Origin of the sequence: Pseudomonas sp. V88_4 (genome assembly GCF_029967985.1) — a bacterium.
Lineage (GTDB): Bacteria > Pseudomonadota > Gammaproteobacteria > Pseudomonadales > Pseudomonadaceae > Aquipseudomonas > Aquipseudomonas glycinae.
On the sequence record NZ_JASCAF010000037.1, the window covers coordinates 15,334 to 36,733 of the forward strand.

General features: G+C 61.5%; 18 protein-coding genes. 11 read left to right on the forward strand and 7 right to left on the reverse strand.

The window, feature by feature from the left end; genetic code table 11:
- Nucleotides 1–4: 4 nt before the first annotated feature.
- Nucleotides 5–838 carry an oxidoreductase gene (locus tag QLG12_RS14250; protein WP_282474746.1) on the reverse strand — a complete coding sequence of 278 codons (834 nt, stop codon included), beginning with the start codon at nucleotides 836–838 and terminating at the stop codon, nucleotides 5–7.
- A 212-nt stretch (nucleotides 839–1,050) separates the two neighbouring features.
- Here QLG12_RS14250 and QLG12_RS14255 point away from each other — a divergent pair, with 212 nt between their 5' ends.
- Nucleotides 1,051–2,019: an alpha/beta hydrolase gene (locus tag QLG12_RS14255; RefSeq protein ID WP_282474747.1), complete on the forward strand. Its 969-nt coding sequence runs from the start codon at nucleotides 1,051–1,053 to the stop codon at nucleotides 2,017–2,019.
- Between the two features lie 11 nt (nucleotides 2,020–2,030).
- Here QLG12_RS14255 and QLG12_RS14260 read toward each other — a convergent pair whose 3' ends face one another.
- Entirely contained in the window at nucleotides 2,031–2,909 is an 879-nt protein-coding gene (locus QLG12_RS14260; RefSeq protein WP_085655430.1) for a LysR substrate-binding domain-containing protein, read from the reverse strand.
- A gap of 104 nt (nucleotides 2,910–3,013) precedes the next feature.
- Here QLG12_RS14260 and QLG12_RS14265 point away from each other — a divergent pair, with 104 nt between their 5' ends.
- The 4 genes from QLG12_RS14265 (at nucleotide 3,014) to QLG12_RS14280 (ending at nucleotide 6,479) form a co-directional block, all read left to right on the forward strand.
- Nucleotides 3,014–3,439, forward strand: coding sequence for a VOC family protein (locus tag QLG12_RS14265; protein WP_282474775.1), 426 nt, complete (start codon nucleotides 3,014–3,016; stop codon nucleotides 3,437–3,439).
- A 113-nt stretch (nucleotides 3,440–3,552) separates the two neighbouring features.
- Entirely contained in the window at nucleotides 3,553–4,812 is a 1,260-nt protein-coding gene (locus tag QLG12_RS14270; protein WP_282474748.1) for a cation:dicarboxylase symporter family transporter, read from the forward strand.
- Between the two features lie 109 nt (nucleotides 4,813–4,921).
- Complete coding sequence (locus QLG12_RS14275; protein WP_197870792.1) at nucleotides 4,922–6,025, forward strand: alkene reductase; 1,104 nt, start codon at nucleotides 4,922–4,924, stop codon at nucleotides 6,023–6,025.
- Nucleotides 6,026–6,098: 73 nt separating this feature from the next.
- Nucleotides 6,099–6,479, forward strand: a complete 381-nt coding sequence (locus QLG12_RS14280; RefSeq protein WP_197870790.1) for a nuclear transport factor 2 family protein — start codon at nucleotides 6,099–6,101, stop codon at nucleotides 6,477–6,479.
- A 40-nt stretch (nucleotides 6,480–6,519) separates the two neighbouring features.
- Here QLG12_RS14280 and QLG12_RS14285 read toward each other — a convergent pair whose 3' ends face one another.
- Nucleotides 6,520–8,379 (reverse strand): ABC transporter ATP-binding protein, encoded by a 1,860-nt coding sequence (locus QLG12_RS14285; RefSeq protein WP_197870788.1) that lies wholly within the window; start codon nucleotides 8,377–8,379, stop codon nucleotides 6,520–6,522.
- 164 nt (nucleotides 8,380–8,543) lie between these two features.
- On the opposite strand from QLG12_RS14285, the gene hchA reads away from it, so the two are divergent.
- The 3 genes from hchA to QLG12_RS14300 all read left to right on the forward strand — a co-directional run bounded on the left by hchA (nucleotide 8,544) and on the right by QLG12_RS14300 (nucleotide 13,166).
- On the forward strand, nucleotides 8,544–9,422 hold the full coding sequence (gene hchA / locus QLG12_RS14290) for a glyoxalase III HchA (RefSeq protein ID WP_282474749.1): 879 nt from the start codon (nucleotides 8,544–8,546) through the stop codon (nucleotides 9,420–9,422).
- Nucleotides 9,419–10,138 carry a PA1136 family autoinducer-binding transcriptional regulator gene (locus QLG12_RS14295; protein WP_282474750.1) on the forward strand — a complete coding sequence of 240 codons (720 nt, stop codon included), beginning with the start codon at nucleotides 9,419–9,421 and terminating at the stop codon, nucleotides 10,136–10,138. Before hchA ends, QLG12_RS14295 begins: the two co-directional genes overlap by 4 nt.
- 121 nt (nucleotides 10,139–10,259) lie before the next feature.
- Entirely contained in the window at nucleotides 10,260–13,166 is a 2,907-nt protein-coding gene (locus QLG12_RS14300) for a winged helix-turn-helix domain-containing protein (protein ID WP_282474751.1), read from the forward strand.
- Here the strand turns inward: QLG12_RS14300 and QLG12_RS14305 are convergent.
- The 3 genes from QLG12_RS14305 to QLG12_RS14315 form a co-directional block, all read right to left on the reverse strand.
- Nucleotides 13,153–13,767: a response regulator gene (locus tag QLG12_RS14305; RefSeq protein ID WP_236194801.1), complete on the reverse strand. Its 615-nt coding sequence runs from the start codon at nucleotides 13,765–13,767 to the stop codon at nucleotides 13,153–13,155. The two genes, QLG12_RS14300 and QLG12_RS14305, sit on opposite strands and share 14 nt — an antisense overlap.
- A 78-nt stretch (nucleotides 13,768–13,845) precedes the next feature.
- A complete protein-coding gene (locus QLG12_RS14310) occupies nucleotides 13,846–14,217 on the reverse strand; it encodes a response regulator (RefSeq protein ID WP_197870785.1) in 372 nt (123 codons plus the stop codon).
- On the reverse strand, nucleotides 14,217–16,178 hold the full coding sequence (locus QLG12_RS14315; RefSeq protein ID WP_282474752.1) for a PAS domain-containing protein: 1,962 nt from the start codon (nucleotides 16,176–16,178) through the stop codon (nucleotides 14,217–14,219). The genes QLG12_RS14310 and QLG12_RS14315 overlap by 1 nt, the downstream gene beginning before the upstream one ends.
- 338 nt (nucleotides 16,179–16,516) lie before the next feature.
- Here QLG12_RS14315 and QLG12_RS14320 point away from each other — a divergent pair, with 338 nt between their 5' ends.
- On the forward strand, nucleotides 16,517–17,482 hold the full coding sequence (locus QLG12_RS14320; RefSeq protein WP_282474753.1) for a quinone oxidoreductase: 966 nt from the start codon (nucleotides 16,517–16,519) through the stop codon (nucleotides 17,480–17,482).
- Here the strand turns inward: QLG12_RS14320 and QLG12_RS14325 are convergent.
- Nucleotides 17,469–18,698: an MFS transporter gene (locus QLG12_RS14325; RefSeq protein WP_282474754.1), complete on the reverse strand. Its 1,230-nt coding sequence runs from the start codon at nucleotides 18,696–18,698 to the stop codon at nucleotides 17,469–17,471. The two genes, QLG12_RS14320 and QLG12_RS14325, sit on opposite strands and share 14 nt — an antisense overlap.
- Nucleotides 18,699–18,914: 216 nt before the next feature.
- Here QLG12_RS14325 and QLG12_RS14330 point away from each other — a divergent pair, with 216 nt between their 5' ends.
- A complete protein-coding gene (locus QLG12_RS14330; RefSeq protein ID WP_282474755.1) occupies nucleotides 18,915–20,249 on the forward strand; it encodes an epoxide hydrolase family protein in 1,335 nt (444 codons plus the stop codon).
- Between the two features lie 86 nt (nucleotides 20,250–20,335).
- Nucleotides 20,336–21,379 carry an alpha/beta hydrolase gene (locus QLG12_RS14335; protein WP_282474756.1) on the forward strand — a complete coding sequence of 348 codons (1,044 nt, stop codon included), beginning with the start codon at nucleotides 20,336–20,338 and terminating at the stop codon, nucleotides 21,377–21,379.
- Nucleotides 21,380–21,400 lie beyond the last annotated feature (21 nt).

Here is a 21,400-nt window from a genome sequence, read left to right on the forward strand (position 1 = left end):
CCGTTCAATGGTCGGTGGAACGGGTCAGCGCTTCCCATTGATCGATCTCGCTGGCGGCGCGTTTCAGCTTGTCGCGCACCAGGCTCAATGCATCGCTGCCGAGCAACAGATGCGCTGGCGGAGCAGGGCTGGCGATGATCTGCAACATCGCCTGCGCCGCTTTGCGCGGATCGCCGAGCTGCTTGCCGCTCTTGTCTTCGCGCGCCTTGCGCACCGGATCGAAGCTGGCGTCATAGTCGGCGATGCTGCGGGGCGTGCGCTGCATCGAACGACCGGCCCAGTCAGTCCGAAATGAACCCGGTGCGACGGCGGTCACGAAGATATTGAACGGCGCCAGTTCCTTGCTCAGGGTATCGGAGATGCCTTCGAGCGCAAACTTGCTGCCGCAGTAGTACGCGATACCCGGCATGGTGATTGTGCCGCCCATCGAGGTGATATTGAGAATATGACCCGCCCGCCGCTGGCGAAAGAACGGCATAAACGCCTTGGTCACCCCGACCGCGCCGAACACATTCACGTCGAACTGGCGGCGCATGTCCTCCAGCGGTGACTCTTCGAAAATGCCTTCGTGGCCGTAGCCGGCGTTGTTGACCAGCACATCGACGGGGCCGTGGGTCGCTTCGACGGTCGCCACGACGCTTTCGATGCGGTCGAAGTCCGTGACGTCCAGCAGCACGCCGTACGCATTATCGATAGAAAGAGCCTGAAAGGCTTGCAGATCGGCTTCGCTGCGCACGGTACCGATGACGCGGTGGCCGGCAGCCAGCGCTTCCTTGGCCAGCGCGTGGCCGAAGCCGCTGCTGACGCCGGTGATGAAGAGGGTTTTGGTGGTGGTCATGACGGGCTCCGGTGAATGCGGTTTCAGCTCATGGTATCCATCGAAGAAACGCTCACCTATGTCGGTTTGTCTTTGATCATTGCCTATTCCTATCAACGGGGCGACAAACGGCCAATGAGCTTTTTGCGTTGCTCCGGGAATCCAGGCAGCAACAGATCCAATGTGCTGATATTTTTCCATTCTGCGCAACGTTCGCGAATAAAGAGGACGAAATGAAGAAATCAACGGATTGGCCCGCAGACGATAACGAGTTGGCACAATTGCGCGCGTTCAACCGCAAGCTTGCCCGGCTGCCGCGCTTTCGTATCCGCAATCGCATCACGCCACGGGCGATTCAGTTGCTGTTGCGGCTAAGCCAATTGGGCGGCGCAAGAAAGTTGCTCAAGCACGGGCTCGAGGCTGAACGAAAAGTGGTGGGTGTCGACGGCGCATCAGTGCCGGTGCGGATTATTCGGCCCAAGACAAAGGCCAAAGGTGTGGTGCTGGATATTCATGGTGGTGGCTGGGTCATCGGCAACGCGCAGATGAACGATCCCCTCAACATCGCCATGGTGAAAGCCTGCGACGTGGCAGTGGTCTCGGTTGACTATCGGCTTGTGGTCTCGACTCCGATCGAGGGCGTCATGCAGGACTGCCTCACGGCCGCCCGCTGGCTGCTGAGCGATGACTGCCGCGAGTTTGCGAACCTGCCCGTTATCGTCGTGGGCGAGTCGGCAGGCGGCCATCTCGCCGTCGCGACCCTGTTGCAACTGAAACAGTGGCCGGACCTGCTCGAACGGGTGAGCGGGGCGCTGCTGTATTACGGCGTCTATGACCTTACCGGAACCCCCAGCGTACGCAACGCCGGGCCCGATACCTTGCTGCTGGACGGGCCAGGGATGGTTGAAGCGCTGCAAATGCTCACGCCGGGATTGAACGATGAAGAACGCCGGCAGGCGCCGTTGTCACCGCTGTACGGTGACTTCACCGGTTTTCCGCCAGCGTTGATGTTTGCTGCGCAACTGGATCCGCTCAGGGATGACACGCTTGAGTTGGCTGAGCGTTGGGGCAGGGCGGCGGAAGTGGAGGTGCATCTGCTGCCGGAAACCGCACATGGGGTGATTCATTTTCCGCTGGGGTTGGCGGGGAGGGTGCTTGGGTATAGTCGTGCGTGGGTTGCGGGGCGGCTTGTTGAGGGGTGAGCCATCGACCCTCACTCAGCCGCCACCTTGAATTGCTCCAGAATAAGTTCAGCCAATTTCCTGACAGGCTCGGTGAAACTTCGCCGAGGCCTGTGCACCAGTCCGATATCACGATGGAACGTGTGTTGGCCGAGATCAAGCGCCCGCACACCTGACGGCCATTGCTGATGGGTGGCCGTCTGCGGCACGAGCGCGACCCCTACGCCATTTTCCACCAGCCTGATGATGGCCTCCAGCTCATCCAACTCAGAGACTTCACGCAAAGTGAAATGCATCTGTCGCAGGAAACGATCGACCTGCCTGCCGCCGAATGAAGAGCGGTCATAGCGAATGAACGGCAGGCTTGAGAGCAGTTCGATCCAGTCTTCTCCCGGTACGTCCTTGGGCACGATCAGACGGTAGGGTTCAAGCGCCAGTGTGGTCCAGCGCAGATCGCTTTGAAGCGAGAAGGGCGGCCGAATGATCGCCGCCATGTCGATTTCGCCAGTATCCACCAGGTTCACCAGCTCCATGGAAAGACCGGGCACGACACGCGTTCGGCATTCCGGGCACTGTTGGTGAAACCGGGCGAGTGCGTCCGGGAGAAACGATCGCTGGACAGAGGCGATTGCGCCGACGTTGACCAGAATGCGGGTGGAAAGACCGACGGTGGTCGATCCCAGGTTGTCGTAAAGACGAAGCAGCTCCTGCGCCTGAAGCAGGACTTGCTGGCCCATCCTGTTGAGGTGGGCCGTGCGTCCTTTTCTGTCGAATATTTCAAAGCCGAGCTCGGCTTCCAGACGTTGAATCTGGGCGCTCACCGCCGCCTGGGTGAGGCCTATCCGGTTGCCGGCAGCTGCGAAAGTGCCTTCCCGGGCGACGGCAATGAGGGTCTTGAGTTCTTTGATCATTCACAAATATTAGTTGTGTTTCTGAGAAATATATATTGATTTTTTTGCTGTCAGTGTCGCCCTACGATGTGCTCACCAACCACAAAAACCGTATTGGAGTCCTGATGAGCCTTTCGCCATTCCACCTCGCCATCCCCGTTTACAACCTGGCTGCAGCCCGCACTTTTTACGGTGAGGTCTTTGGCCTGGAAGAGGGTCGTTCCAGCAACCAATGGGTCGATTTCAACTTTTACGGGCATCAACTGGTGATTCACGAACACCCGAAAACCGCGTCTCAGGAAAGCGTTCACAGCAACCCGGTCGACGGGCACGACGTTCCTGTTCCTCACTTCGGCATCATCCTGGGATGGGAAGAGTGGGTAGCGCTGGCAGAGCGCCTCAAGTCTTTCGGTACCGAATTTGTGATCGAACCTTACATTCGATTCAAAGGACAGGTTGGCGAGCAAGCCACGATGTTCCTGTTCGACCCTTGCGGCAATGCCCTCGAATTCAAGGCCTTCAAGGATATGAGCCAGCTCTTCGCCAAGTAAGAAACGCAATGGCACAACGGCGTTGTGCCATTTGATCTCAAGTGAGCTGGAAGCTCATGACTCTAGCAACTGCCGATTGATGCAGTCCTTTCATTCCAACAAGAAGGCTAGACATGAAACGTATTCCCCTGGTGTGGCAAATCGTTGCCGGGCTGTCGCTTGGCGTGCTCGTTGGTTGGTACTTCAATACCCATCCGCAGTATCAGTCGTGGGTCAGCACGGAGATCCTGAAACCGCTTGGCGATATCTTCATCAAGATGATGAAGATGGTAGTCGTGCCCATCGTGTTCTGTTGCATGATCCTGGGTATCGCCGGTGGCGGGGATAACAAGTCGTTCGGCCGGATGGGCATCAAGTCGCTGGGCTATTTCTTTGCGATCACCGGCCTGGCCATCGTGATCGGCCTGTGCTTCGCGAACCTCTTCGAACCCGGTACGGGCACCGATATTTCGGGCATCGCGCACGGTACTACTGCCATCACGATGGAGCCTTCGAAGGGCGCGCTCGTGATTATGCAAAACATCGTTCCGGATAACGTTCTGGTAGCGATGTCCGAGGCGAAGCTGCTGTCGGTGCTGTTCTTCGCGGTGTTGTTCGGTGTCGCGCTGAACGCATTGCCCAAGGAAAAAAGTGCACCTGTGGTTGCGCTGGTCCAGGGCATTTCAGATGCGATGTTCAGGATCGTCTCGATCGTCATGGCCTATGCCCCGATAGGGGTGTTCGGCATGATCGGTGCGACCGTCGCTACCTTCGGTTTTGCCTCGTTGCTGCCCTTGCTCAAGTTGATTGGTGTGGTTTATCTGGCGCTGATCGTCTTCGCATTGGTAGTGCTCGGAGGAATCAGTTACCTGATCGGCGAGAACATCTTCAAGTTGATCAGGTATTTCCGCGACGAGTTGATTCTTGCGTTCTCCAGTGCTGCCTCTGCAGCGGTCATGCCGCAGTTGATGAGCAAGCTGGAGAACTACGGCGTACCACGGCGCATTGTCAGTTTTGTGGTGCCAGTGGGGTACGCGTTCAACCTCGATGGCGCGTCGATCTTCCTCGGCGTGGCGACAATTTTCATCGCCCAGCTTTATGGAATCGATCTGTCGCTTTCTCAGGTAATCCTGCTGGTGGTGACCATGGTGCTGACCTCCAAAGGTGCTGCCGGGGTGCCTGGATTCGCCATCGTCATCCTGTCGGCCACATTGGCGTCTGCCAGTCTTCCGCTGGAGGGCGTGGCACTGATCGCCGGCATCTTCCGGATTATCGACAGCGGCACCACCACCCTGAATGTGTTGGGCAATGCGATTGCGCCCCTGGTGATCGCCAAATGGGAGAGGGTGACCCTTGTGCCTTCGCGCACCCGCCCGGACGCACAAAAGGCCTGAAGATCACAAGAAGCACTGACGGTGCTGCACGAGTAAACGCCTGCTGATGTACAGGCGATTTTTTTCATCAAGTTACTAGACGACCGGTCTGATATTGAAGGTATGCAACATGATTGATAACAGTCGCAACACGGATCTTTTTTCTCCCATGCAAATGGGTGCCCTGCAATTGGCCAACCGGATTGTCATGGCGCCCGTGACCCGCAGCCGGATGGCTGAAGACGGCGTGCCGAACGAGTTGCACGCTACTTACTACGCACAGCGCGCGAGTGCCGGCTTGATCATTGCCGAAGCGACAAACATTTCGGCGCAGGGCCGTGGCTACGCCATGACGCCGGGGATCTGGTCGGACGCGCAGGTGGCGGGGTGGAAAAAAGTCACGGACGCCGTCCATGCCGCAGGTGGCAGGATTGTCAGCCAGCTGTGGCACGTGGGGCGTTTTTCCAGCGTCGAGTTGCAGCCCGACCGCGCCGCTCCCGTTGCGCCGTCGGCGATCAAGGCAGAAGGCAGCACCTACACCGAGAACGGCTTTGTCGAAGTGTCGATGCCCCGAGCGCTGGAGACATCGGAGATTCCCGGCATCATCGAGCAATACAAGCGCGCCGCTGAAAATGCCAGGCGTGCCGGTTTCGATGGCGTGGAGGTTCATTCGGCGAACAGCTATCTGCTCGACCAGTTTCTGCGTGACTCGACCAATCAGCGCACTGACCGGTATGGCGGCACCCTTGAGAACCGCGCCCGACTGACGCTTGAAGTCACTGAAGCGGTGATTTCGATCTGGGGCAGTGACCGCGTCGGCATTCGTCTTTCGCCGGTCACGCCCGATGCCGGAAACACGCCCCCCGACAGCAATGTCATGGCGACCTACGGGTATCTGATTCAGCAGCTCAACCGGCTCAATCTGGCCTATCTGCACTTCGTCGAAGGCGCCACCGCGACTTCGCGCACGGTTCCTGATGGCGTTGATCTGGATGCATTGAGCGCGCAGTTCGAAGGTCCCTTCATCGGCAATAACAACTACGACCTCGAGATGGCACTGGAGCGCCGGGCGCAGGGCCGGATTGACGCGGTGGCGTTCGGGCGCCTGTTCATTTCCAACCCCGACCTCGTGGAGCGCCTGCGTCGGGGCACCGAACTGACCATCGCACCACGCGAGAGCTACTACGGTGGCGGCGCCAAGGGCTACACCGACTGGCCAACGGCTGACCATTGATGTGTGCGCCCTGAACCGGATCGGCGCAGGGCGGCTTGATTGAAAAAACATTCACAGCACACAGGAGTTCATCATGAGCCATCCAACTTACGTGCAGGAATACAACGCAATCGTCGAAGTGCTCAGCCAGTACAACGAAGGGGGAGCAAAGGCTGACAGCGCCTTGATGAAGCCCGCGTTCAATGCGCAGGCGACCATGTTCGGGGTTGACGACGGCAAGCTCGTCGGCGGCGCGATCCAGAATCTGTATGACGTCATCGACAGCGCGTTCCGTCCATCCCCCGAAGCCGAAGCCGCCATCGTTCGCATCGATATCGTCGGCACGGCTGCGAGTGCCCAGGTCGATACCGACAACGTGTCGGGGTTCCGTTTCACCGACTTCTTCAACCTGCTGAAGGTGGAAGGCAAGTGGACGATCGTCAGCAAGATCTACCACACCCACTCGAGCGTCTGAGCCCTCGTCGTCTGCCCCGGCAGTACCGGGGCAGCACCGTTTACGCCTGATCCATCGCCTCGGTCAGTCCCTGATCCTCACCCAGAAACCCGCCACTCTGATGCTGCCAAAGTCGCGCATAGGTACCGTTCTTCGCCAACAGTTCCGTGTGGGTGCCTTGCTCGATGATGCGCCCCTCATCCATGACAATCAGTCGATCCATCGCCGCAATCGTCGACAGTCGATGCGCAATCGCGATCACGGTCTTGCCCTGCATCATCTCATCGAGGCTTTCCTGGATCGCGACTTCGACTTCGGAATCCAGGGCGCTTGTCGCTTCGTCTAGTAGAAGGATCGGCGCGTTCTTGAGCATCACCCGGGCAATGGCAATGCGCTGGCGCTGGCCACCGGAAAGCTTGATGCCGCGCTCGCCCACCAGGGTGTCGTAGCCGGTGTGGCCCTGGCGGTCGCTGAGCTGGTTGATGAAGCCGGCGGCCTGGGCGTTGGCCGCAGCACGCTGGATCTGTTCGTCGGTCGCGTCCGGTCGGCCGTAGGCGATGTTGTCGCGAATCGAGCGGTGCAGCAGGGACGTGTCCTGAGTGACCATGCCGATCGCGCTGCGCAGACTGTCCTGTGTCACCCGCGCGATGTTTTGCCCGTCGATGCGAATCTCGCCGCGATCCACGTCATAGAAGCGCAGCAGCAGATTGATCAGCGTGGATTTACCGGCACCGGAGCGGCCCACCAGACCGATTTTTTCCCCCGGTCGGATGCTCAGGCTCAAGCCGTCGAGCACCTGGCGTTCGCCGTTGTAGTTGAAGCTGACGTTGTCGAATTCCACGGCGCCGCCGGAAGGCGCCAGCACGCCGGCGTCCGGCGCATCCTGGACCTTGGGGCCACGGGTCAGGGTGCCCATGCCGTCCTGCACCGTGCCGATGTTTTCGAACAGCGACGTCATCTGCCACATGATCCAGTGCGACATGCCATTGATGCGCAGCGCCATGGCCGTGATCGCCGCCACGGCCCCGGTGCCGACTTCGCCCTGATGCCACAGCCACAAGGCGTAGCCGCCGGCGCCCATGATCAGCCCGACCACCAGCGCCTGATTGACGATCTCGAACTGGCTGACCAGACGCATCTGGCGGAAACCGGTCTGCTTGAAATCCTCCATTGCCGCGCGCGCAAAATGCGCTTCACGTTTGGAGTGGGAGAACAGTTTGACGGTGGTGATATTGGTGTAGGCGTCCGACACCCGGCCCGTCATCGACGAGCGCGCATGGGCCTGTTCCTGGCCGACCTGGCCCAGGCGCGGTACGAAATACAGCATCGCCAGCCCGAACAGCGCGACCCAGGCAATGAACGGCAGCATGAGTTTCAGGGCGAAGCCGCCGGCCAGGGCGATGATCGCAATGAAATAGACGCCGATACCCGGTGCGATTTCGATGACGGTGAACAGCACCTCGCGCACGGCCAGCGCCGTCTGCATCACCTTGGTCGTGACCCGACCGGAAAACTCGTCGGAAAAGAACGAAAGGCTCTGCCGCAGCATCAGCCGATGGAAATCCCAGCGCAGACGCAGCGGCAGATTGATCGCCAACACCTGATGCTGAACCATCGTGCGCAGCGCCACCAGCCCGACGCTGGTCAGCAACACGATGCCGATGCCCCACAGCACGCGGCTCTCCTGTCCGTTCACATTGCCGCCGGCCTGCCAGGTCGAGAGCAGATCCACGACCTGACCCAAAAAGGAAAACAACCAGGCTTCGTAGATCGACACACCGGCACTGAGCAGTGCCAGCGCGAGGATATAACCGCGAGCACCGCGGGTGCAGGCCCACAGGAATCGCGCCAGACCGACCGGCGGTGGCGGCGCTTCGTCGGGCGGGAAGGGGTCGAGCCGTTGTTCAAACAGGCGAAGCATTGGGGGTCTCCGAAATCATCAGTTGCGGGGATTCTGCCACTTATCGATCACATTGAGGGGCCGCAGGTTCAGTGCGTGATCTTTTGAGGGAAAACCCTCATTGTTGTAACGCTGACGCCTTACTAGCATGAACTCCGACGTTGACCCACTCGATGGAGAGCACCATGGCTACCACGCAGACTGACGACAAGCGCCCAACCCCCGATCCGGCCGAGGACAACGCGTTTTTCCCCTCGCCGTACTCCCTCAGCCAGTTCACTTCGCCCAAATCCGATCTCAGTGATGCCGAGTATCCCAACGGTTACAAGGGCGGGCGCTGGAAGATTCTGATGATCGGCGCGGACGAGCGCTATCTGTTGACCGACAACGGCACGATGTTCTCCACGGGCAATCACCCGGTTGAAACCTTGCTGCCGATGTATCACCTGAACAAGGCCGGTTTCGGCTTCGACGTCGCGACGCTGTCGGGCAATCCGGTCAAGTTCGAATTCTGGGCCATGCCCTCCGAAGATGCCGAAGTGAAGGGCTTCTACGAGCAATATCGCGATCAGTTCAAGCGTCCGCTCAAGCTGTCCCAAGTGATCGAAGAAGCGCTGGGCGAGGGCTCGGATTACATCGGCGTGTTTATTCCCGGCGGGCACGGTGCGCTGATCGGCCTGCCGGAAAGCGAGGACGTGAAGAAGGTTCTGCAATGGGCCGTCGCCAAGGACAAATTCGTCATTACCCTGTGCCACGGCCCGGCGGCGTTGCTGGCGGCCGGCCTCGGTGAAACAAAAGACTCGTGCATCTTCAACGGTTACCGGATTTGCGCCTTTCCCGATGCCCTGGACGCGACGACCCCCGACATCGGTTACATGCCCGGCCACCTGACCTGGAAATTCGGCGAGCAGTTGCAGGCGCTCGGTGTGGAAATCACTAACCAGGACATTTCCGGGGCCACGCTTCAGGATCGCAAACTGCTGACCGGTGACAGTCCGCTGGCGGGCAACGCACTGGGCAAACTGGCGGCGGCCGCGCTCCTCAAAGAGGTCACGTCGGGGTGAGCTCCGGACCTGCCGAGGCACTCTTGCGCGCCGCCCTCGACATCGCGGCGGCGCTCACGCTAGTGGCGATCCAGAAGGCCGTTCGCAGTTTCGCCGGGGCCTATGGTTACGATCGGTTCGTCCTGTTCTCCGCCACCTCGGCGTCGGAGGACGTGGTCGAGCGCATTTACTGGGTGGAAGGCGACTGGTTTGGTGATGGTACTGGCGTCGACGCCGAGACCTACGTTCAGCGCTGCCCAGTGACTCGCCACCTGTTGGACGCCCGCGAATCCTTCTTCTGGAGCAAGGTGCAGGAGCAAAGCGGCGAACTGTATCGGCTGGTTCGCGTGCCAAGCGGCCCGGGCGTGCATGGCTTGCAGATTCCGGTCTTCGGCCCGCAAGGGCTTGAAGGCGCCATGAGCCTGGGTGGCGAACAGATCGATGCCTCGGCGCGGGTTCGTCTGGCGCTGGGCATGCTCGCCTCGGTGGCGTTTTTCTCCGCCCGACGCTTGCTCGAAGCGCCGCTGGACGAGACGGCCGGAAAACTCTCGACCCGCGAGCGCGAAGTGCTGGCGTGGGTTGCTGCCGGTCGCCGGCAGGCCGACATCGCCGCCACACTCGGCTTGTCCGGGCGCACGGTGGAAAATCACCTGCGTTCGGCGCGTCGGCATCTGGGTGTGGCCACCACTGCTCAGGCCATCAAAATTGCCATTCGCAAGGGTGAAATAAAGGGGTGAGGTTCTCACTCTGCCGGTGCCGTGCTTGAACGGCGGTGCAAAACTCCTATGATGCAAAGCGCCTGCGCCGGCTGTCTGTAACCGGCTTCGCCCCTTACGTTTTTTAGAGAGATCGATCCTCGTGGAGTCTTTTCCGGACGCATTGCACGAATCCCTCACGACCCAATTCATTTTTGGACCGTTCTGCGTCGTTCCAGGCAAACGTCTGCTGACCCGCAACGGGGTGGCGGTCGAGATCGGCGGACGGGCGCTGGATCTGTTGATCGCCTTGCTCGAGCAGCCGGGGCGGGTGCTGTCCAAGTACGACCTGATCGACAAGGTGTGGCCCGACAGTGTGGTGGCCGAAGGCAGTCTGCGTTTCCATATGACCGGCCTGCGGCGGATTCTCGGGGATGGCGAGGAGCAGGCACGTTACATCGCGACCCAGGTGGGCGTGGGGTATGCCTTCGTCGCGCCGCTGGAAAGAAAACAGACCGCTGTGCACCCGGCGCCCATCGCGACCCGAGCTACAGAGGGCGTCTGCAGTCTGCCGCCACGGGCCAGACTGATCGGCCGCGAGACCGATCTGCAACTGGTCATCGACCATATGCAGCAACCGAGGTTGTTCACCATCGTCGGCCCCGGCGGCGTCGGCAAGACCAGCCTGGCCATCGAAGTGGCGCACCGCATCGCCGCCCAAGGCTACGAGCGCGTCAGCTTCGTCGATCTGGCACAAGTGGAAGACTGCGCGCTGGTGCCATCGGCACTGGCCCGATCGCTGGACATCCCGGTGCAGGCCGAAGACCCGATGTTCGTCCTGCTCGCGCATTTGCGCGAGCAGCGGTTGATGCTGGTGATCGACAATTGCGAACACCTGATCGACGCGGTGTCGATCCTTCTGGAACAGATCAGCGACACCGCGCCGGAGGTCGGGGTTCTGGCCACCAGTCGCGAGCCGCTGCGGGTGCGTGGCGAATACGTGCACTGGCTCAATCCACTGGAATTTCCCCGTGAGCCGCAACACCTCGGCGTTGAGGAGTTGCTGGCATTCCCGGCCATCAAGCTGTTTGTCGAACGCGCGTCGTTGAGCAATGCCACGCTGCTGCTGGAAGCGGGCGGCGGGCAAATGATTGCGGACATTTGCCAGCGGCTGGAGGGCATGGCGTTGCCGATCGAACTGGCGGCGATGCGGGTCGCCAGCCACGGACTGAAGGCCACCCATGCACTGCTCGGCGAGCGCTTCTCGCTGAGCTGGTCGGGGCGCAGAACAGCGGTGCCGCGCCATCAGACCCTGCGTGCCATGCTCGACTGGAGCTATGACCTGCTGTCGCCGCAAGAGCGTCTGGCGCTGGAGCGGTTTTCGGTCTTCGTCGGGCCGTTTTCCCAAGAGGCAGCCGCGCAGGTAGTTGCCGAATCGCAACACGAAAGCGCCACAACGGCCGCGATCCTCGATGATCTGGTGTGCAAGGGACTGGTCACGGTCGATCACAGCGACTCGACGGATTCGTATCGCTTGCTGGAGATGACGCGCGCCTACGCCCGGGAGAAATTGACGGCGCGGGGAGAGGCCGAGGTCAATGCGCTGGCGTTCCGCCACGCGGCGTTTTACATGGATTTGCTCGGGCATCTCGGGACTTCCCCTGACGAGATTTTCCGCCACTCGGCGCGTCTCGCCAGTCAGTTGGGCAATGTTCGCGGTGCGTTGGAATGGAGCTTCGGCCCCCACGGCGATCCGGGTCTGGCGTTGCCGCTGGCGGCTGCGAGCGCGCCGTTGTTCCTGCATTTTTCCTTGCTGGTCGAGTGCCGCACCTGGTGCTCTCGGGCGGTGGAACTGCTGGAGCTGGGTTACTACGGCACGCCGACCGAAATGGAATTGCAAGCCGCACTCGGCCTGGTCCTGATGTTCACCCGAGGCAACAGCGAAGCCGCAGAAAAGGCCTTGCTCCGGGCGCAGGACATCGCCGTCGCGCTGAATGACTACGGCTCACAACTGAGGTTGCTGGGCCGCTTGCAGATCTTCTACGAGCGCATCGGTGATTTCCCTTCGTCGCTGGCCTGGGCGGAGCAGGCGGCCGTGGTCGGCAATATCCTCAACGAGCCTGCCGCCATCGCGATTGCCTCATCGCTGACCGGCATCTCCCATCATCTGCTCGGCAACCAGCGTCTGGCCCGTCAGGAACTGGAAAGCTCGTTGCGCAACAGCTTGCCGTCCCATCCCAGCAACACGATTTACTACGGCTTCGATCACCGCAATCGCACGGGGCTGGCGCTGGCGCGCTCGCTGTGGCTGCTGGGCTATCCCGACCAGGCGCGACGCTGGGCCGAGCAGATCGAGGCCGAAGCGTCGGCGTTGCAGCATCCGGTCACCTACTGCATCGCCATGGTCTGGATCTTGTGCATCTATATCTGGACCGGTGATCTGGCGAAGGCCACCGCGAGCCTTGAGCGGTTCAGCGCCATCGCCGAAACCAACGCACTCGGCCCCTACATTGCCGCCTGCCACGGGTTGCGCGCGGCGATCGCCATCCGCGCCGAGGAGCCGGGGGATGCAGTTGCCATGCTGGAAGAAAGTCTGGCGCGGTTGCGCAGCATGCGTTACGAACTGCTCACGACCTCATTTGAAATCGCACTGGCCGAAGGCCTGATGCTGGCTGGCCAACACCAAAAGGCACTGACGCTGGTTGACGGCACCATCGCTCACTGCCGGCAAAGCGGTGATGCCTTTGCGCTGCCGGAGTTACTGCGGATCAAGGCCGGTATTCTCAAGGTCATCCGGGCCGAAGATGAACAAGTCATGCTGGCCGAAGATGAACAAGTCATGCTGGCCGTTCTTGAGGATTCCATCGCGTTGAGCCGCGAGCAGGGCGCCTGGGCGTGGGAGTTGCGGTCAACGATGGATCTTGCCCGTTTCTGGCTTGAACAGGGTCAGCCGGATCAGGCCCGGACGTTGCTCGGCGCCTGTCGCGAGCGGGCTTCGGAAGGCTTCGACAGCCTTGATCTGCGTCGGCTGGAAAATTTCTGGCAGAGCCTGCCCGCTACTCCGGCGTAATCAGGGCGGCCATTTTCACCAGGTCCGCCAGCGAACGGGCCTTCATCTTGCGCATGACCTTGCCGCGATGGGCCTTGACGGTGATTTCGCTGATGTTGAGGTCGGCGGCAATCAGTTTGTTGAGTCGCCCGCTGACCACCGAAGCCATGATTTCCTGCTCGCGCGGCGTCAGGGTCTTGTAAGCCTCAAGCAGTGCACGCAGATTCTTTTCTCCCTCCAGCGCCATACGACTGCTTTGCAGCGCATCGGCCATGGCGCCGAGAATCACGTCATCGTTGAACGGCTTGGTCAGAAACTCCACCGCACCGGCCTTCAACGCCCGCACCGTGCGCGGAATATCGCCGTACCCGGTGATGAAGATGATCGGCATGTTGTAGCGTTCGTCAGCCAGGGCGGTCTGCAGATCCAGGCCGCTCAGGTCGGGCAGGTTGATGTCCAGTACCAGGCAACTGGGCACCAGCGCTCTGGGCGCGTCGAGAAAATCCTGTGCCGACTCGAACAGCCGTGGCTGCCAACCGGCGAAGCGGATCATCAGTTCCAGCGACTCGCGCACGGAAATATCGTCATCGACAACGAAGACGACGGGCGTGACATCACTCATCGGTAATGCTCCACGGGTAAGGGCCGAGGCGTTATTCGCGTTCAACATGTCGATTCCTTGTTCTGTTCGGCTTCACGCTCAGTCGACGGGCAGCGCGGCGCTCAGGGCCTTGAGCAATTGGGCTTCGCTGAACGGTTTGAACAGGCACTCCACCGCGCCACCGTTCAGCAGCTTCGCCTGTTCACTGACGTCGCCGTGCGCGGTGATGAAAATCACCGGAATGCGATAGCCACGGCGCAGCAGCTCCCGTTGCAGATCCGGGCCCGACATCCCCGGCATGGCCACGTCGAGAATCAGGCAATGGGTCAGGTCCAGATAGGGCGATGCCAGAAACGCGTGCGCCGAGGCAAACGCCTGGACGGCAAAACCGAACTCCTTGATCAGGTCTGGCAGTGATTCACGAACCGATTCGTCGTCATCGACCACCGATACGAGCAAAGGCGTACCCATCAATCATTCTCCACGGTGCGATCGGCGAGGTCGCGGTTAGCGGTTTGCGGCAAGTCCGTCGAATGCGGGATGGCAAAGGTAAACGTCGTACCCGGGCCGCTGTTGGCGCTGGCCCAGAGTTTGCCGTCGTGGCGCTCGATGATCGAGCGACTGATGGACAGACCGACGCCCATGCCCGAGCTTTTGGTGGTGTAGAACGCATTGAAAATGCGCTCGATGTCCTGCGGATCGACGCCGTTGCCGCTGTCCTTCACCGCCAGGTAAACGTTCTCGTCCGCGCCAAGCCCGGTGCTGACGATCAATTGCCGGGGCCGGCCGTGGACCGCACTCATGGCCTCGGCGGCGTTCATGATCAGGTTGAGGATCACCTGCTGCAGCTGGACCCGGTCACCCCTGACCAACGGCAGGGCTTCGGCAAATTGTGGATGCAGCACCACGCCGTTGCGTTGCAGCTCGCCCAATAGCATGGCGATGACTTCCCGTGCCGCGTCATTCAGATTGACGTCCTCGATCGTGATGCTTTTTTTCGAGAACAGCGCCCGCAGTCGATTGATCACATCGGCCGCGCGATTGCCATCGCGAATGGTGCGGCGCGCGGTTTCCCGGGCGCCATCGACATTCGGCGGGTCGGCGCCGAGCATGCGCAGGCAGGTGCTGGCGTTGGTGATGATGCCGGCCAGCGGTTGATTGACCTCGTGGGCAATCGACGCCGTGACCGCGCCGAGGCTGGCGACTCTGGCCAGATGCGTCAGTTCCGAGCGCGCCTTGCTCAAGACTTCTTCGGCGAGCCGGCGCTGGGTGATGTCCTGCAGGGCGGCGATGTATTCGAAACCGTCGGGCGCAAGGGGGATCGAGTGGGCCACCAGTCGCACGTATTTCACCGTGCCGTCGGGCATCAGCAGCCGGTGCTCGTGTTCGAAGTCGCGCCCCTTGCGGCGTTGGCGCTTGATCATTTCCCGATGGCTGGAGATATCGTCCGGGTGCACGCGGCGATAGATCGCCTCGAAACCTGGCGGCGTGTCCGGGTCCAGTTCAAGGATGCGGTAGACCTCGTCTGACCAGGTGATTTCGTCGGTGCTCACCCGCCAGGAAAACGTGCCGGTGGCACTCAGGCGTTGGGCCTTGGCCAGAAAGACTTCCGCCCGTTTACGGTCTTCGATGTCGGTGTTCTCGCCATACCAGCGCACGACCCGCCCCGTATCGTCGCGCTGGGGCACGGCGCGAATCAGAAACCAGCGGTAAACGCCGTCGAAGCGTTTCAGTCGAGCCTCGTATTCGCCGGCGCTGCCCGATTGCAGAAGCGCTTGCCAATAGCCTGCCAGGCCTGGTGCGTCGTCCGGGTGGATGGACGCTGTCCAGCCATCACCGCAGGCTTGTTCGAGGGACATGCCGGTGTAATCGCACCAGCGTTGATTGACGAAACCGACGCTGCCTTCCGGCGAGGCACTCCAGACAAAACCGGGAACGGCGTCGATGATCCCGCGCAGGCGTTCTTCCGACGCACTGACTTCGGCCAGAGCACTGGCGATCAAAGCCTTGTCCCGCCGGCGCTCATCAATATCGACTTGCAGCACGCACCAGCGTGTGATGGTGCCTTCGCTGTCTCTGATTGGCAGGCCGCGCACGTGGAACCAGCGATAGACACCGTCGGCGCGGCGAATGCGATGCTCGATCTCATAGGGTGTGCCGGTGCCGACCGAATGCATCCACGCGGCGATGACCGAGGGCAGGTCGTCCGGGTGCACGGTTTCGCCGGCCTGCCATTTTTTCAGTTCATGGAGTGGGGCGCCGATGTAATCCATGATTTGCCGGTTGACCTGTTCCAGTTCACCGGAAGGTGTCATGAAGGCGACCATGGCCGGGATGCTGTCGATGATCGAGTCGACCCCCGGCGCTGGCATGGTCGCGTCACTGCCGCGGTCTGGACCGTCCTCGATGACGCGCTCCTGCTCGTTCGTCATACCGATTCTCATTGTGTGCAGTCACCGTTGAACAAAGATGCGCCTTCGGATGGCACTCGCCCATCATACTTTGGTGTCGCCCGAGGCGAATATCTGCTGCCATCGCACACTGCGACGGACATCACAGTGGCGCTTTTGTAAGCCACTGTATCTACGGCCCCTCCAGCCATACAAGCATGCAAAGCGCCCGGTTGGCGAAACCGCCGGGATACATCCGCGGCGCAGCCTTGGCCCTGGTTTCAACGTCCTTCGACGTTGAGTGAAAGCAACGTGACGTCCGCGCTCCTGCCTCCCGAAAGGCAGCAGGACCGGTCGTCCCGATGACAGGGCAGAACATTATGAAAGCAGTGGTAATCGAGGCCTTTGGCGGGCCTGAAGTCTTGACGGTGCAGGACATTCAACTGGCGGAACCGGGGCCCGGACAGGTCGTGGTCAAGGTCATGGCGGCAGGTATCAATTTCATGGACACCGGTGCCCGACGCGGGCTCGGTGCCGCGTGGGAGCTACCGTTGACACTGGGTGCAGAAGGTGCCGGCGTCGTTCTGGCCAGCGGCCCGCAGGTGACGGAGTTCGCTGTCGGTGACCGCGTGGCCTGGCATTACGTGCCGGGCAGCTACGCTGAACAGGTGATCGCCCCGGTCAGCCAGTTGGTGCCGTTGCCGGACGATATCGACTTCAGCACCGCTGCCAGCCTGATGATGCAGGGCCTGACCGCCAGCAATCTGGTGGACAAGGTGCATGCGATCCAGCCGGGTGACGTGGCCTTCGTGCACGCGGCGGCGGGGGGCGTGGGGCTGATGCTGACTCAGATGATCAAACTGCGGGGCGGCAAGGTCATTGGCCGGGTGTCTCACGCCGACAAGGTGGAAGCGGTGCTCGCGGCCGGGGCTGACTATGTTGTGATCGGACGGGCGCAAAACATTGCCGGACAGGTCATGCGCCTGACCGAGGGGCAGCGGGTGAATGTGGTGTACGACGGCACGGGCGCGGAAGGTTTCGCCGACTCGCTGGAGATGTTGGACTACTTCGGCACCCTGGCCTTGTACGGACCGTTCATGAATCCGACACCGCCGATCGATATCTTCAGCATGCCGCGCAGCATCAAGCTGACGTATCCCTCGGTCATGCACTACGTGCGCGATCGCGAGGTGCTGCTGGAAAAATCCCGGCAACTGTTCGCGTGGGTCAGCGCCGGCAAGCTGAAAACCTTCATCGGCAAGCGTTATTCGCTGGACGAAGCACAACAGGCCCATATTGATATCGAGTCGCGCAACACGACGGGCAAGCTGATCATCGTCCCTTAGTGCCACGCCAGATCAGCAGGGCCGCCAACACCTGGCTACCGGCGAAAAACGTGAACAGGTGTTGTGCGGTCCATCCGGCATCCAGCAGAAAACCGGCGACCAGCGGCGAAATGATCGCCCCCAGACGTCCCATCCCCAGCACCACGCCGACACCGGTCGTACGAACCGAGGTGCAGAACGCTTGAGGAGCCAGGACATACAGGGCTGCGACTGCACCGTTGAGCATCAGGCCGAGCGTAACCGCCACGAGCGCAGCTACACCGGGTACGTGAGAGGCCGGCACCATCAGTGGCAGCAGGGCGGCGTCGAGCAGCAGGAAACCCGACAGCAATCGCCGGCAGCCGAAACGATTGGCTGTCAGTCCCAGCAACAGCGCGCCGAGCATGCCACCCAGCGCCAACAGCATCCCGATCCGGGCGCCTTGTTGGTCGGTAAAGCCATTGTCGACCAACAGGGCCGGCGTCCAGCTCATCACGAAGTAAAAGCAGAACATCAACAGAAAGAGTGCCAGTGCCAGCGATGTGGTCTGTTGCCACTGACCGGGCAAAAACGGCCGGCTGGCGTTGTTCGGCAACAGTGGAGGAGCAGGCGCGCGGTGTTCAAGTGCCAGAAATGACGGCGACTCACGCAGCCAGAAGACACCGACCAACGCCGCCGCCAGCGTGATGCAACCCCCGGCCAGAAAGACATACCGCCAGCCCATCAAATCATTGAGTACATGCGCCAGCACCCCGCCCAGGCTGGCGCCCATGGCGAAGGCAAGGGATTGCAGTGCGATCGCCAGATTGCGTCGCTGCGGGCCGGCGTGCTCGAACGTCAGCACATTCGCCCCCACCAGCACCGCCCCCGTGCCGATGCCGGTCAGCAACCGCAGGAACATCAACACGTGATGATCCGGGCTCCAGAACGACAGCAACATGCTCAGGCCGCTGAGCAGCAGGCCGGCGAGCAACAAAGGCCTGCGCCCGAAACGGTCGGCCCTGGGCGCGGCCAGCAGCGAACCGAGCGCCATCCCGACCAGGCTTGCGCTCAACAACAGGCCCAGTTGCGCGCCGCTCAACGCCCATTCGGCCGCAACCCGGCTGGCGGTGAAGGCCATGGCCATCACGTCGAGTCCGTCGATCACGTTGAACAGCATGCACAGCCCGATCACCCACCACGGCGAGGTGGACGATGGTGTGCCGCTCAGGCGTTCGAGCGCTGTTTCCCCACGCATCCGCAATCCTTGTTCCGCTCTGTGATTCAAATGGGTCTTTTCCCCGCCGCATTCTGCCCGTTAACCGCTGCTGAGTTCGAGCGCGATTTTGCGTGCCGGGCCAGCGCGTCATACCAAGGTATCGACCGACACCATCGTGTAATCGCCCCGGTGCCAGCGCAGTGGTCTGATCCGATTGGCGATGCCTTTCGAATAATGACTACAAGGAGATCCATCATGGTTGCGCTTTCGTCCGGTCTTACCTGGCGCCATTGCCTGGCGTCATCCATCAGGGGCGGGGCGCTCGGCCTTGCCGTTCTCGCAGGCAGCAGCGGCGTCTGGGCCGCAGATCCGTCGCAAGCCATTCGCCCGTACACCATCCATGTGGACGAAGCGAAACTGAGCGACCTGCGCAAACGCATCGCCGACACTCGCTGGCCGGACAAGGAAACGGTCAGCGATGTGTCCCAAGGTGTGCAATTGGCGCAGGTCCAGGCGTTGGTGAAGTATTGGGGCGACGGCTACGACTGGCGCAAGGCCGAAGCGAAGCTCAACGCCTTGCCGGAGTTCGTGACCACCATCGACGGCGTCGACATCCAGTTCATCCATGTGCGTTCGCGCAATCCCAATGCGATGCCACTGATCCTCACCCACGGCTGGCCGGGTTCGCAGTTCGAATTCCTCAAGACCATCGGCCCGCTGACCGATCCCGTGGCCTATGGCGGCAAGGTCGAGGACTCGTTCGACGTGGTTATCCCGTCGATTCCCGGCCATGGATTTTCCGGCAAACCGACCGAGCTCGGCTGGGGCCCCGACCGGGTGGCGAAGGCCTGGGATGTGTTGATGAAACGTCTGGGCTACAGCCATTACGTGTCCCAGGGCGGCGATCACGGTTCGGTGATTTCCGATGCACTGGGTCGCCTGGCACCGCCCGGATTGCTGGGCATCCACCTGAACATGCCGGCCACCGTACCGCCGGAACTGGTCAAACCGATCAACAGCGGCGACCCGGCCCCGGCCGGGCTGACCACGCCGGAGGTGACGGCCTTCAACTCGCTGAGCCAGTTCTTCGGCCGCAACGCTGCCTACGGCGCGATGATGGTGACCCGGCCGCAGACCATCGGTTATCTGCTGGCCGACTCGCCCGCCGGCACGGCAGCCTGGATGTACGAAAAATTTGCCGCGTGGACCGACAGCGACGGTCAGCCCGAGAAAGTCCTGAGCCGCGATGAAATGCTCGATGACATCAGCCTGTACTGGCTGACCGACAGCGGGGCGTCGTCCTCCCGTTTCTACTGGGAGAACAACAACAATAACTTCAGCGCCGCCGCGCAGAAGACTGCCGACATCAAGGTGCCGGTGGCGATCACTGTGTTTCCGCACGAAATCTACCGGGCGCCGAAAGTCTGGTCGCAGCGCGCCTATCCGTCGCTGGCCTACTTCAGTGAAGTCAGCAAGGGCGGTCATTTTGCGGCATGGGAGCAACCGCAACTGTTCAGCGAAGAACTGCGCGAAGCCTTCCGGCCACTGCGCGCAGCTGCGCAGAAAACCGCTGCGCAGGCAGCCCGCTAGCCCTGCAATCAGCAAGCACTTTAACCCGCAGCCCTTCAACCCCAAGCCCGGAACCGCCGCCCGGCGGTTCACGAGGGAGACTCGGCATGACTGACTCTAACGCTGTAACCCCATCCCGGCGCGCGCTCGCCGGTTCGATCCTGGCGCTTGCGCTGGGCATCGCCTCGGCATATGCCAGCGCCGCCGACGTGCCCGCCGGCAAGATCGACGCCATTACCGCCGGCACCCATGTTTCGTTCGGCGCGCTGAAACACGTCAAGGCCGGACTGCTTGACGTGTCCTACGCCGAAGTCGGTCCGGCCGACGGCCCGGTGGTTATCCTGCTGCACGGCTGGCCCTATGACATTCACAGCTACACCGATGTGGCGCCGGCGCTGGCGCAGAAGGGCTATCGGGTGCTGATTCCTTACGCGCGTGGTTATGGCGACACGCGTTTCCTGTCTGCCAAAACCGTGCGCAACGGTCAGCCGGCGGCGTTGGCGAAGGATCTGATCGACTTCATGGACGCCCTGAAAATCAGGCAGGCAGTACTCGGTGGCTACGACTGGGGCGCGCGCACCGCCGACATCGTCGCGGCGCTCTGGCCCGAGCGGGTGAAGGCGCTGGTGGCGGTGAGCGGTTACCTGATCGGCAGCCAGGACGCCGGCAAGACGCCGCTGCCGCCGGCGGCGGAGTTGCAGTGGTGGTATCAGTTCTACTTTGCGACCGAACGTGGCCGTCTGGGCTACGAAAAGAACACCCACGACTTCGCCAAACTGATCTGGCAGCTGGCTTCGCCGAAGTGGAACTTCGACGACGCGACCTACGACCGCAGCGCCGCCGCGTTGCAAAATCCGGATCACGTCGCCGTGTCGATCTTCAACTACCGCTGGCGCCTGGGGCTGATCAAAGGCGAAGCGCAATACGAACCGCTGGAGAAAAAACTCGCGGCATTTCCCTCGATCAGCGTGCCGACCATCACTCTGGAAGGCGACGCCAATGGCGCGCCGCATCCACCGGCCGAGGCCTACGCCAAACGCTTCACCGGCAAGTACGAATATCGGCTGATCGGCGGCGGCATCGGCCACAACCTGCCGCAGGAGGCGCCGCAAGCGTTCGCCCAGGCAGTGATCGATGCCGATCATCTTTGATTGCCGGCCGAAGGGGATCCG

Excerpts from the sequence above, each read along its gene's own strand:
- QLG12_RS14250 (WP_282474746.1), bottom strand. The coding sequence starts at position 838 with ATGACCACCACCAAAACCCTCTTCATCACCGGCGTCAGCAGCGGCTTC.
- QLG12_RS14255 (WP_282474747.1), top strand. The coding sequence starts at position 1,051 with ATGAAGAAATCAACGGATTGGCCCGCAGACGATAACGAGTTGGCACAA.
- QLG12_RS14260 (WP_085655430.1), bottom strand. The coding sequence starts at position 2,909 with ATGATCAAAGAACTCAAGACCCTCATTGCCGTCGCCCGGGAAGGCACT.
- QLG12_RS14265 (WP_282474775.1), top strand. The coding sequence starts at position 3,014 with ATGAGCCTTTCGCCATTCCACCTCGCCATCCCCGTTTACAACCTGGCT.
- QLG12_RS14270 (WP_282474748.1), top strand. The coding sequence starts at position 3,553 with ATGAAACGTATTCCCCTGGTGTGGCAAATCGTTGCCGGGCTGTCGCTT.
- QLG12_RS14275 (WP_197870792.1), top strand. The coding sequence starts at position 4,922 with ATGATTGATAACAGTCGCAACACGGATCTTTTTTCTCCCATGCAAATG.
- QLG12_RS14280 (WP_197870790.1), top strand. The coding sequence starts at position 6,099 with ATGAGCCATCCAACTTACGTGCAGGAATACAACGCAATCGTCGAAGTG.
- QLG12_RS14285 (WP_197870788.1), bottom strand. The coding sequence starts at position 8,379 with ATGCTTCGCCTGTTTGAACAACGGCTCGACCCCTTCCCGCCCGACGAA.
- hchA (WP_282474749.1), top strand. The coding sequence starts at position 8,544 with ATGGCTACCACGCAGACTGACGACAAGCGCCCAACCCCCGATCCGGCC.
- QLG12_RS14305 (WP_236194801.1), bottom strand. The coding sequence starts at position 13,767 with ATGAGTGATGTCACGCCCGTCGTCTTCGTTGTCGATGACGATATTTCC.
- QLG12_RS14310 (WP_197870785.1), bottom strand. The coding sequence starts at position 14,217 with ATGGGTACGCCTTTGCTCGTATCGGTGGTCGATGACGACGAATCGGTT.
- QLG12_RS14315 (WP_282474752.1), bottom strand. The coding sequence starts at position 16,178 with ATGACGAACGAGCAGGAGCGCGTCATCGAGGACGGTCCAGACCGCGGC.
- QLG12_RS14320 (WP_282474753.1), top strand. The coding sequence starts at position 16,517 with ATGAAAGCAGTGGTAATCGAGGCCTTTGGCGGGCCTGAAGTCTTGACG.
- QLG12_RS14325 (WP_282474754.1), bottom strand. The coding sequence starts at position 18,698 with ATGCGTGGGGAAACAGCGCTCGAACGCCTGAGCGGCACACCATCGTCC.
- QLG12_RS14330 (WP_282474755.1), top strand. The coding sequence starts at position 18,915 with ATGGTTGCGCTTTCGTCCGGTCTTACCTGGCGCCATTGCCTGGCGTCA.
- QLG12_RS14335 (WP_282474756.1), top strand. The coding sequence starts at position 20,336 with ATGACTGACTCTAACGCTGTAACCCCATCCCGGCGCGCGCTCGCCGGT.